Here is a 12106-nt window from a genome sequence, read left to right on the forward strand (position 1 = left end):
ATTCTTCCGAGTCGAATCTGGCTATGCCAGAGCCGTCTTCAATATTACGTGAACGTATCGATCAAAAATATCAAACGATCTTAGCAAGAGGCAATGTTGAAGACCCAATGGGGAACCTCACCGCCTTTCATTATCCTTCTAAAGGCGCGTTAATTCGACCGCCTTATACCGCTTATGCGCACTATCTGCATGTATTAGATATGTGTTTACCCAATAAACATGTTTCTTTATTTATGCCGCAAGATCCGCTGCTACGCTCAGCGGCACTGAGTGTTTGTTTACCTCGTATTCGTCAGCAACAAGTTGATTTAATGTACGTAGAAGAAGAGCATCAGTGGAACGCCAGCGAGCCTTTTACTCGCATTGATATTGTTTTGATGGGGTGGTGGCGAGATCGTTGGGCGATTATCCACCAGCATCACGCGACCAAAGGCATCTGCTATCTGGCAGGAAACCATCCCTCGCCACAACATTGGCTACCCATTGCCAGCACCCGCCAAATTGATTTTTATCAGCAGCGATTTCAATTGTTGTTTGAATCACTCATCAATGAACCAAGAAGAAAGCTAAGTCCAGGCGGAATTATGCCGCTATTGGATATTTTTCGCGCTTGGCACAATTTATGTTATCAAGATAAATATGGCTTTACTGCCGCGCAAAACTTAGGCGTGACAGAGCATCCCCTGACATTAAAAGAATTACTGTCTTAATACCTGCCCTTGGCCATACAAAAGTGGCAGGCATAAATTAACTTCAAATTTCTCAATTAAAAATGTGAACCAAGATCAATAACTGTGATAACCAGTGGTAAATAAACCTAAATTATTGTCATATAACACTAAGCTTAGATTTGTACTTGAGTCCGCTCACCATGCCTGTCGGCACCTAGCAAATTTGGCCTCTTTATCAGCGAGATATTGGCAAGGACAACCATTTGGATAAGCATCAACACATTCTTGAACTTGAGCTTGAACAATTAAAAAGCCGTCTAGAATCTGACCCTCAACAAGTGATATCCGCTGCGGAGCAATGCTTAGCACAAGCCAAGCAACTGAATTTTTCTGATGGTATTTTGCAATCTCATATTCTGATCTCGCGCGGTGCTTGGTGCAAAATGGATTATCGATTTGGCCTTAAGACCATTAAGCAAGCTCTTCAGTATCAACATAGTCTTGAGAGTGATGAATACCTACCCGAGATCCTGCATATCCATGCACTCCATTTTTGGGGACAAGCAAAGTACTACACCGCTCAACAATATTGGATTAATGCACTAGAACAGGCCTCTTTAACCGATGAGATCGAAATCATCATCGAAAGTTTAATTGGCTTAGGAAATATCTGGCGAATAACCAATGAATATTCGCTTGCTTGCTGTACACATGAATTGGCGGTCAGTGTTGCCAACAAAACTCGAATTCATTGGCTGGAAGGTAAAGCCCGTATTTTATGGGCCTGGGATCTCTATTTACTCGAGCAATATTTAGAGATGCTTTCTGTGTTAGATGGGGCCGAAGAAGCTTTACGCGATCACACCGATAATACATGGCAAGCCGAAGTTTGGGACTTCCGAGGCTTGGCGCTGCTCGGGTTAGAGCGATTAGAAGATGCAGAGCAAGCGACAAAACGGGCTCATGAGCTGGCCAAAAAACATAATCTAGTATGGATGAAAGCGCACTCTTATATCAGCCGAGCACGGCTTGAGCTACTGCGTAAAAATCATCACAAAGCCACTGAGTTATTACTCTGTGCAGAACAATCAGCACAAACATTTGATAATGGGGAATTGTTATCACAAATTTGTTTGCAGCAATCGCGGGTTGCTGAACAACAAGGCGATCACCAAAAAGCCCTGATTGCGTTTAAAAAATATCGCCGTTTTTCCCTATCAATGTTACGAGAGCAAACTTTTCGCCTCGGGCTTGATCGCGCCCACATTTCCAAGCGTCAACTCGAACAACGTGCTCACAAACTGATTCGACGCGTCCGTAACCACTATGAATATAATCCTGAAAAACAGCTCTCGCATGTTGTAGCAGAAAACGATTGGTGGGAACAATTAATGATGTTTAAAGCGGAACTACAACATTGCCAACATTCTGTCATGGTGATCCACCATGACGAGCCACATTATCTCGATATTTGTACCGAACTTATTCATACCATTTGCACACAGCACGACTTACTTTCACGTTTAAGTCCGACCCAACTCGGTTTACTGCTAGCAGAAACTGGGCAAAGTGCCGAACAACTCAAAGCAACCGTCGCTAACATGATTCAAATTTACCCATGGCAGCGTAAAGGATTGAGCGATTCTCTGCCCGTCATCACACTGCAAACTATTTTAAGTTTCCCTTTTACTTTAGAGCAGCTGGAACACGTTCAACAACAGGATAATCATCATGGAAGCGCTACTGAATAAAATCCAGAAAGCAGGGTTGGATGTCACGTCAGTGAATGGCGAAGAAGCGGTGATTTTTTGGCATCATGTTGAAAAAAATATTGCCAGTAGTCCCGAGGAACAAGCACTGTGTCTCACTCTCAGTGCAGAATATTACACAGAAATAAAACACATCGCCAACAGCATCCAAGAGCTACGTAGCGCACTCGCTTTGTTATCAACCAGCCAAAATATTGAGCTCATTCTGCATATAAAACGAAGTCTGAGCGATAGATTAGTCGAATATGGGGAGTATACCGCTGCACTAAACGAATACGTCTCTAGCTCAAGTTTAGCGGTTGAGCATGGCTATATTGATGATTATGCTCAAGCCGTGCTAGGGATGGGTAATTTATGTGATGCGTATGGGGATCACAAACGTGCTTTGCGCTATTACCAAAAAGTCGATGCACTCGACCGTGCATTAAGTAGCCGTTCACTACGTTTACGCTATAAACTCTGTATGCTGGCTTGCCACTTGCAGTTAAACCAATACTCCGCAGCACAAACGCTGCTCAGCGAATGTGAAACCTTAAGCGCTCTCGCCACTAACAAAACGTTAATTGGGCAAATATCACTCTATCAGGCCAAATTATATCGTCAGCAAAATCAACTTGAAAAAGCGATTCATACACTAACTAATGTGCAGTATATCAAGGGGAATATTCACTCAATCTGGCTATTCAATATGGTACGAATTGAACAAGCTTACTGTTTGCTGGAGCTAAATAAAATCCATATTGCAAATATGTTACTGAGCGCAGCGGAAAGGCGAATCCCTTTATTAAAAAATGTCTCAATTCTAGAACAAAGTCTTTATGCTGCATTCAGTGATGTCTGTGCTCGCCAAGGTAATTACGCTCTTGCACTCCACTATGAAAAAAAAGGATTTAAGATCGAATCGACCCTGATCAAATCGATTCCGATCGGTGATCTAGGAGCGACTCAATTACGACGGCTTGCTCGTTTCGAACCTCAGCTCAAACTGATTGTCTCTGAACAAGAGAATCGAGAACTCAAAGAAGCCACTGAACATCAAAAGAATACGGTCGCCCAACTGCAACAAGATGTATTAACCGACCCATTAACTCAATTGCATAACCGACGCTGGCTAGAGATCAAACTGAAAGAACTTATTCACCATGCTACGCCTTTTGCTTTCCTTGTGGTCGACATTGATCACTTCAAAGCGATTAATGATGATCTCGGCCATTTAGTGGGAGATAAAGCCATTGTCCAAGTGTCAACAACATTAACCGACTATTTCCAGCACTATCCCGCTTCTTGTATCCGTTTTGGTGGAGAAGAATTTTTGATCATTTTAGAAGGTGAAACCTTAAAGCAGTCAGCTTTACACGCTGATGCCTTCCGTCAACGGATTGCCGATGTTGATTGGCAACCGATATTAGGGGCTCGAAGGCTAACGGTCAGTGTCGGTATCACGGTGCATCGTCCTGGAGAAAATACCCAACGAACCTTCTACCGAGCAGATAAAGCCCTGTACCGTGCAAAAGCTAATGGTCGAAATCAAATTTGTACAGAGTAGACCAACTCTCATTACCAGCATTCAGCTGATGTCTATACCCAAACAACTTGGCGTTGCAGGTAGGCGGCAAGTGAGTGACAAATTTGAACAGCTGTAGGCTGGCCTTTGGTGAGAGCACGGATGGCTCTCATCATCCATGAGCATAGACAGGCGATGTAATTGGGGTGAACAAACGTAGCCAACACCTCTGCAGATTGAAGTAGGAAAGTTATATAAATTCGCACGAATAAAAAAATAGCCAATCGCAATAGGTCGATTGGCTTATATTATGTGTGAACAAATTTCTATTCACTAACAACGTCAGTTGGCTAGGTGACCCTCGGCTTTAGTAAGGGTCAACAAACATAAAGCACTTAACGTGCCAATTTATAAAAAATAAGAAAAAATAAATACTTTTAGCACTTATCGCTTAGATCAACATTAAAATCATCAACAATTAGTAGAAAAAAACACAAATTACACTAATAACGCGCTATTACTCTTTTTTATTTTTATCCTAATAAAGGCACAACGCGAATCCATCCTGTAATTCACCTCGGATGCCAGTGAGTAAATTGCAAAATAAAATTGCAAAATGCAAAAAAAACACTGAAAATCCAAACAACCGCAGTCACAGATAAGACAAGGGCTCACAATAATCTGTACAACACTTTCAAAACCATGTCTGCTATACTGCGCGACTTGTTATTTAACATGATGTTAGGTGTACAATGAATTATATAAGTACCTTTTTCAAAGGAATCGCCATGGGAGCAGCTGATGTTGTTCCGGGCGTATCTGGTGGGACAATTGCTTTTATTACAGGTATTTATGACACCTTACTGGAAAGTATCCGACGCATTAACCCAAGCCTTATCCTCTATTGGAAACAACGAGGTATTCAAGCAACTTTCCAGCATATTAATGGGGGGTTTTTACTCGCATTATTTGGTGGGATATTCACAAGCATCATAAGTTTAGCTAAGTTTATTTCTTGGCTATTAGCCACGCATCCGATTCCAACTTGGGCATTTTTCTTTGGTCTAATTCTCATTTCTGTGTGGCATATGTTACAACAAGTTCACCAGCGTTGCTTATCCCGCTGGTGCGCTATTGGTATTGGTGTGCTGCTCGCTTATACGATTACCGTCCTTAAACCTATCGATATGGAGATCACTCATCTCAATATACTTATCGCTGGCAGTATCGCCATTTGTGCCATGATCTTACCGGGAATTTCGGGCAGCTTTATTTTACTACTCCTTGGTATGTACACCCCAATACTGAACGCAATTAAAACATTACAAATTGATATCTTGAGCGTATTCCTTGTCGGATGTGTTATTGGACTGACGAGCTTTTCTCATCTATTGTCTTGGCTACTAAAGCACTACCGAGATGTAACGCTCACCTTTCTAACCGGACTCATGCTTGGAACCTTACCTAAAATTTGGCCTTGGAAACAAACCCTCAGTTGGAGAATCAACTCCCACGGCGAGCAAGTGCCACTCATTCAACAAAATTTATCACCATTTGACTATGAATCCCTTACCGCTCAGTCAGCTCATTTAAGCCTTGCTATACTCGCTATGCTTGGTGCAATGATTCTTGTCGTTGGGCTAGAAAAATTTGCCTCTCGCACTCGCTAAAGACTGGACATTGCATTTCTCTCGCCGCTATCAGCACCGAGGCGGCGAGAGAAAACCACTCAGAGTTTGACTCGTGACACACTTCTTTCTTATTCACCGCTTACGCCTATTTCCACTATGTTAACATTCTGTATTTATTGTTATGGATACCAGTACGATGTCAATGGTGATCAAGCTACTCTGTGCTGTCCTTGCTCTGCTTGCCGGATTTTACGCCAGCGATCTAATGCAGCATTTTTCATCGGAGGCCAAACAACAAAATCAGCACTATTGCCCTGTTACCAGTAAACCTTGTCAGCAACAAGGCGTAACGATGAGATTAACGCAAGATACGGTACAACCACTTGTAAGCACGACACTGATGGTCGATTGGCCAACGTCTCAAACTCAGCAATTAACGCTCACGCTACAAGGGCTGGAAATGGAGATGGGGACGGTCAAGTTTCTACTCACCAGAAGCACCGGACACTCGTTTAGCGGCCAATTAATGCTCCCCGTCTGTACCATGCAAAATATGACCTGGATAGGCACATTAACCGATGGGGAAACTACGGTTTATCTTTCAGTAAGGATGGAAAAATGAGTAAAAATTGGTCGCTTTTTTGCGTGGTCATTTTCGCTTTTGGTTTTGGCCTAAAAAGCTACTGGGACACACAAGCCTCTCAGCAAAAAACCATACCAGAGGCCGCTTCAACTGCTGATACTCAACATCCGCTCATGGCAGATTTATTTGACCCCCGTGATTCGCGGATTCGTATTGTGTATTTTGGTTTTACGCGTTGCCCGGACGTCTGCCCGACGTCACTGGCTATGCTAGGAGCAGCACTCAACCAGCTCAGCGAGTCCGCTCTGCAACAATTGCGCCCTATTTTTATCTCATTGGATCCTCAAAGAGACACACCACAAGCAACGGAAATTTACGCGGCGTATTTTCACCCGCAAATAGAAGGTCTCGCTCTTCCTTTCGCTCAGACTCAGCGTTTGACTGATCGATATGGCGTTATCGTGCAAAAAACCGATCTGCCAAATTCTGAATTAAACTACACCCTTGATCATAGCTCCTACTTTTATTTTCTAAAGCCTGACGGCACGTTACTCACTCAAGTTCCTCATACCAATACCCCCACCCCGATTATCACAGCCATTGAAGCACTTATAACTCAAAAAGGACGGTCACGATGAAATATCGCTTGTTGATTTTAATTGCCAGTTTATGCACCGCTCATACTTATGCGCATGATAGTTCTTATACAGATACTAGCTCTTATGCAGATCGTTTGATGATGAAAGAACCTTACGCGCGCGCTACCCCACCGAATGCTGCGACCAGCGCCGTTTTTGGCACATTGATCAATCACAGCAAAACTGACCGTTATATTGTCGCAGCTTCGAGTCCTTCGGCAGGAAAAATTGAGTTACACGACATGATCAAAGACGGTGATGTGATGAAAATGCGCCAAGTTGATAAATTAACAATACCTGCACAAGGGGTTTTATCATTAAAGCCAGGCAGCTTTCATATTATGTTATTTGACCTTCAGCATCCGTTTATTGCCGGTGAGCAGATCACGCTTCAATTAACCACGCAAGACGGTCAATCGTTTTCATTTGTCGCTCCGATAAAAACGGTGATGAGCAGTATGCAGCAACATCATTAACTGATCAGAAGGGGGGGCGATAAATACCCGCTATACCCAAACAACTTGGCGTTGCAGGTAGGCGGCAAGTGAGTGACAAATTTGTTTGAAACCAATTTGAACAGCCGTAGGCTGGCCTTTGATGAGAGCCACGGATGGCTCTCATCATCCCCATGAGCATAGACAGGCTATGTGATTGGGGTAAAAGAACGTAGCCAACAACCATTAAAGATTGGCCCTCTCGAAAAAACCACAATCCATTCACATTGATTTGAGCTGTATTTCACTCTTCTTCGTAATTTTTTATGCTTGTTATCAATAAAACCTAGACACATTGTTTGGCAACGTTAATATTGGCTGCCTCGTTCACTCGATATTACTGAGCACAGCTCGTAATCACAGCATGACAGAGCGATCCAAGAAACACGATGGTGCAGGGGATTCTATGCCAGATGGCTAACATTTCTTGGAAAAAATAAAATAAATTCATTTTCATTACAGGGATAACTATGCAAAGCAACTCTATTTTTGCCCGTTTTGCTCGTGGGAATCTAGTACTACAAATTTTAACTGGGATCCTATCTGGTGCAATACTAGCAACCTTAGCGAGTTTTTCACCAGAGCAAATTCAAACTGCCTTGGTGAATTTCTCACCTAAGTATGCACCAAAATTACAATTCCTCGGCCATTTGTTCGAATTCACACCAGAACACGCACAAAAAGTAGGATTACTGGGTAATTTATTCGTCGGCGCGCTAAAAGCAGTCGCACCGATTCTAGTTTTTATTTTGGTTGCCGCCTCGATTGCGAATCAAAAGAAAAACCAACACACCTACATGCGCCCAATTGTCATTCTTTACCTTTTTGGTACATTTGCTGCTGCACTGACTGCCGTTGTACTCAGCTTTATGTTTCCAACCACTTTAACTCTGGTTTCAGGCATAGAAGGTTCAACACCACCGCAAGGAATTACTGAAGTTCTGCAAACGTTGCTGTATAAATTGGTCGATAATCCGGTCAATGCGCTACTGTCGGCGAACTACATTGGTATCCTTGCGTGGGCTATCGGTTTAGGACTAGCACTTCACCACGCCTCGGCAACCACGAAGTCAGTATTTGAAGATCTTAGCCATGGTGTATCGCAAATTGTTCGCTTTATTATTCGCTTAGCGCCGTTTGGTATTTTTGGCTTAGTGACATCGACGTTAGCCACCACAGGTTTTAATGCTTTAGCCGGTTATGCTCAGCTACTTGCTGTATTACTCAGTGCAATGTTCTTTATTGCCTTAATCGTAAACCCATTAATCGTCGCCCAAAAAATCAAGCGCAACCCTTACCCACTGGTTTGGCAATGCTTACGAGAAAGTGGGGTGACAGCGTTTTTCACCCGGTCAAGTGCGGCTAATATTCCGGTCAACATGGCTCTATGTGAGAAACTAAAACTGGATAAAGACACCTATTCGGTTTCTATTCCGTTGGGTGCCGCTATTAACATGGGTGGCGCTGCAATTACCATTACCGTATTAACGCTCGCCGCCGTGCATACGGTGGGAATTCAAATCGACCTATTGACCGCCTTGTTACTCAGTGTTGTCGCGGCGATATCCGCCTGTGGTGCATCGGGTGTCGCTGGTGGCTCACTATTATTGATTCCTCTTGCTTGTAGCCTATTTGGTATCTCTAACGATGTCGCCATGCAAGTTGTCGCGGTTGGCTTTATCATCGGCGTCATTCAAGACTCAGCAGAAACGGCGCTGAATAGTTCAACCGATGTTGTGTTTACCGCCGCAGTTTGCCAAGCAAAACAAAACCAAGCATAATCAATATATTACTTATTCAAACAAAAAACGGCCCGATCCAATCGAGCCGTTTTTCTTCTCTTCTCTTACCTAACCATCATGGTTACTGATGTTTATCCATTGCGGCTTGAGAAAAGTCTAATGGTTTAGGGCTGGATTTTTCTTGGCTCTCTTCAGGCTGCCCCTCTTGCTCATCCACCAAGTCATGACCGTCGAGAACCGACTCAAAAGGCTCAAGAATATCGTCGTCTTCAAGCACTTCTCCTTTATTCGGCACAGGGACACTTCGTTTATACAACTTATTCAGTGCCCGAATAATCGAATGTTTATTCACGGTCGAGGCGCTAATTTTTTTCTGCAACGGTTTGGCTAAAGACTGCAATCCAACGACTGAATCGACCCCAATTTTACCACCAATATGATCGCGTAGCCCTTTGGCTGGCTGATAACCAAAAAAAGCAGACAGAAATAGCCAAATATAAGCAATCGCATTGCCGCTTGTTCCACGTTCAATCCACGCTTCACCCGCGTGAAACATGGCTTCTGCATGGCCTTTTTCTGCGGCGCGTTCTAGCCAATAACAGCCTTTACCGTGATCGGCAGCAACACCGACGCCTTGTAGATAATTCAAGCCTAATTTCATCATGCCTTCAAGGCTGTTCAACTTGGCCGCTTTAGTAAACCAAAATGTTGAATCACGAGGGGCTGGCGCAATATTATCTTTCGAGACACACCATTCACCCATGAAGATAATCGACTCAATGTGCTTCGCTTCCGCCGCCTCTTGAATTAAAGTAAGACCTTTTGCCACATCGATTTCAATCCCTCGGCCATAAATGAGAGCAAGCCCTGTCTCAAACTTCGCATTAAGATCCCCTTCAATGGCTCGGATAAATTGCCACCAAAACTTAGCCTTTCCTCTCAGGATCATGTCATCACGCGCTTTTTCACAAATGCGCACGACACCATACATGCCATTAATATTGTCTAACTGCGCCGCTTTCTCATACCAAAACAGCGCTTCTTTTAAATTGGTTCGCTCGGCTTCTTTAGCTAAATACAAGATAGTCGGTACATGGCCGGATTCAGCTTTAAACAAACGCTCTTTTCGTTCTTGCTCACGCATTCGATCGAGTGCTTTGCGATAGGCCTCTTCCCGAGCTTTTCTCTCTTCTTCTAAACGCTTTTTACGGATCGATAATGAAATCATCCAAACAAAAATTAGAATTAGAGAAAGCCCAGCCGCACCAATTGCCATACCAATGGTATTCATATCATCTCTTTTTATTGACGGTTCCATCTCTATTCAATCGTTTCTTTTGATCTAGCAAAGTTCCACCTAACGACAATGACACGAGCAAAGTCGTCGAATTACTGTCATGAATAGAGTTTTATTCCTTATTTCACTCCCTGTAAGCTTACTGTATATCGGCCTATTCCCCAATCGATTCTCCTTTTTCCTCGTCAAGAATTTGTTGTAGGTTCAATAAGAAAAAAGAGCGTCGCACCCAGCTGATCATTTGGGCTACATGACATACCCAGAGATAACAATCTTCAAAATAAAAATATCGACTTTAGGAGAAACCAATACGGCAACCTCAGCGTCAACAAACGAAGGTTGCCATATCGAGTTAGTTTGTCGCTTGAACCTGTAAAAAACGAGCCTGTAAGGGCTCCATCACAATCGTATAATTACCGTGGCTAGGGGCAATGCTTGTACCGTCAACAAGTAAGTCAATAAGCTCAACCGAGGAACCAAGCTCTGCAACAGAAAAAGAGAACTGCTTGGTTTCTTGAGAGGTATTTAATAAAAATAACACTCGATCGTCACCTGATTGTTTGAGATCCGCATAACGGGTTTCATCGGCAAGTAAATGAGTTCTAGAACCTTGATAAAGGGCGGGATGCTTAGCTCGTAGTGCCAGTAATGATGCAACGTAGTCTTTTAAATCCATTTGGTTTGCATCAAGCGTTGCATTGACGCCGTCAATTTTTGCACTGCTGCGAGCGACATGATCGTCACAGACACCACGTATTGCGCACGTTTGGTTATCTTCTTTCGCAGCAAAATCATCCACTTGATCGCCAATTTCTTCACCATAATAGAGTGTAATTGGCCCGGTATAAGCGGCTTGGAAAGCAAATGCGGCTTTGTGGCGCAGCCAATAATCCACATCATTGGGTTGAGCAAGTCCACCGCGTTGCAATAAATCCCCAAAGCGCACTAAATCATGGTTCCCAAGCATTAGGTTAGGCTGAGCGTGTGCGGGGTATTGGTCGTGTGTCGTAAATCCATTATTTAGCCATTGCGCCCCCTTTCCACCGACACCACTTTCATTGACCGCGAGCGTTTCGACGATTCGATAACGCATCGGGAAGTCAAACGCAGAGCATAGCGCTGGGGTTTGTGCTTCGCCATAAGCTTGACGAGCAATGTCAGATTCACCTTTCCAGACTTCCGCCACCATATAACCCAATGGATTCACTGCTACTCCATCAGCATTAATATAAGTAACGCTTTGAGAGGTCTGTTCAACCGCTTTACGAATTTGGATCCAATCAGCCAACGGCACTTGATAAGCCTGATCTAACCGCCAACCATCAATATTAAGCTCTTTAATCCAATAGGTTGCCACTTCTTGATAAAAAGCCAAACTGTCTGGGTAATCAACCGGGTTATTTCCCCCCGCTGGCAGTAAACCAGAAGGTGAAGGGTTAATTAAGCCTTGTTTATGATGGCCAAAGACCCCATCAAAGAAAACGTATAACCCTCTTTTATGCGCTTCATCCACTAAGGTTTTCGCGGTGGCCAAATCCCCAAAACGGGGATCTATTTTAAAATAATCGGTCGCAAAATAGCCGGTTGCATCAAGGCGATCAGCCCAATGATCTTGCCCTGCTATCGGCTGAGATTCAAATATCGGAGTCAGCCAAATCGCATTCACACCCAAGGCTTGAATATAATCCAAAGAATCAATAATTCCTTGTAAATCTCCTTTATGGTGGCTAGTTCCATACCCAGTTTCGTGCCCAATGCTTGAATCACCATCAACAAA

General features: G+C 43.5%; 9 protein-coding genes and 1 pseudogene. 8 read left to right on the forward strand and 2 right to left on the reverse strand.

Annotated features, from left to right (window positions below):
- The 8 genes and pseudogenes from B7C60_RS18080 to sstT form a co-directional block, all read left to right on the forward strand.
- Positions 1-710: pseudogene (locus B7C60_RS18080) on the forward strand (lactate dehydrogenase); the annotation flags it as partial.
- Between the two features lie 224 nt (positions 711-934).
- The gene (locus B7C60_RS06355; protein WP_099610932.1) at positions 935-2422 is read left to right on the forward strand and encodes a tetratricopeptide repeat protein; all 1488 of its coding nucleotides are present in this window, start codon (positions 935-937) and stop codon (positions 2420-2422) included.
- Positions 2403-3986 carry a GGDEF domain-containing protein gene (locus B7C60_RS06360; RefSeq protein ID WP_099610933.1) on the forward strand — a complete coding sequence of 528 codons (1584 nt, stop codon included), beginning with the start codon at positions 2403-2405 and terminating at the stop codon, positions 3984-3986. Before B7C60_RS06355 ends, B7C60_RS06360 begins: the two co-directional genes overlap by 20 nt.
- Positions 3987-4696: 710 nt before the next feature.
- Positions 4697-5614, forward strand: coding sequence for a polyprenyl-phosphate transporter (locus tag B7C60_RS06370; RefSeq protein ID WP_099610935.1), 918 nt, complete (start codon positions 4697-4699; stop codon positions 5612-5614).
- A gap of 157 nt (positions 5615-5771) precedes the next feature.
- On the forward strand, positions 5772-6197 hold the full coding sequence (locus tag B7C60_RS06375) for a hypothetical protein (protein WP_099610936.1): 426 nt from the start codon (positions 5772-5774) through the stop codon (positions 6195-6197).
- Positions 6194-6796, forward strand: coding sequence for an SCO family protein (locus tag B7C60_RS06380; RefSeq protein ID WP_099610937.1), 603 nt, complete (start codon positions 6194-6196; stop codon positions 6794-6796). Before B7C60_RS06375 ends, B7C60_RS06380 begins: the two co-directional genes overlap by 4 nt.
- On the forward strand, positions 6793-7272 hold the full coding sequence (locus B7C60_RS06385) for a copper chaperone PCu(A)C (protein WP_099610938.1): 480 nt from the start codon (positions 6793-6795) through the stop codon (positions 7270-7272). The genes B7C60_RS06380 and B7C60_RS06385 overlap by 4 nt, the downstream gene beginning before the upstream one ends.
- A gap of 488 nt (positions 7273-7760) precedes the next feature.
- Positions 7761-9071, forward strand: coding sequence for a serine/threonine transporter SstT (sstT, locus tag B7C60_RS06395; RefSeq protein ID WP_099610939.1), 1311 nt, complete (start codon positions 7761-7763; stop codon positions 9069-9071).
- Positions 9072-9153: 82 nt separating this feature from the next.
- Here sstT and B7C60_RS06400 read toward each other — a convergent pair whose 3' ends face one another.
- A complete protein-coding gene (locus B7C60_RS06400; protein ID WP_099610940.1) occupies positions 9154-10323 on the reverse strand; it encodes a tetratricopeptide repeat protein in 1170 nt (389 codons plus the stop codon).
- 358 nt (positions 10324-10681) lie between these two features.
- Positions 10682-12106: alpha-amylase family glycosyl hydrolase (locus tag B7C60_RS06405; protein WP_245868701.1), on the reverse strand; the 1425-nt coding region annotated here is incomplete at its 5' end.

This window comes from Vibrio fujianensis, assembly GCF_002749895.1.
In the GTDB taxonomy this organism is placed as follows: Bacteria; Pseudomonadota; Gammaproteobacteria; order Enterobacterales; family Vibrionaceae; genus Vibrio; species Vibrio fujianensis.

Bases quoted from the DNA above. Each gene is read 5' to 3' on its own strand.
- B7C60_RS06360 (WP_099610933.1), top strand. From the start codon at position 2,403: ATGGAAGCGCTACTGAATAAAATCCAGAAAGCAGGGTTGGATGTCACG.
- B7C60_RS06370 (WP_099610935.1), top strand. From the start codon at position 4,697: ATGAATTATATAAGTACCTTTTTCAAAGGAATCGCCATGGGAGCAGCT.
- B7C60_RS06375 (WP_099610936.1), top strand. From the start codon at position 5,772: ATGTCAATGGTGATCAAGCTACTCTGTGCTGTCCTTGCTCTGCTTGCC.
- B7C60_RS06380 (WP_099610937.1), top strand. From the start codon at position 6,194: ATGAGTAAAAATTGGTCGCTTTTTTGCGTGGTCATTTTCGCTTTTGGT.
- B7C60_RS06385 (WP_099610938.1), top strand. From the start codon at position 6,793: ATGAAATATCGCTTGTTGATTTTAATTGCCAGTTTATGCACCGCTCAT.
- sstT (WP_099610939.1), top strand. From the start codon at position 7,761: ATGCAAAGCAACTCTATTTTTGCCCGTTTTGCTCGTGGGAATCTAGTA.
- B7C60_RS06400 (WP_099610940.1), bottom strand. From the start codon at position 10,323: ATGAATACCATTGGTATGGCAATTGGTGCGGCTGGGCTTTCTCTAATT.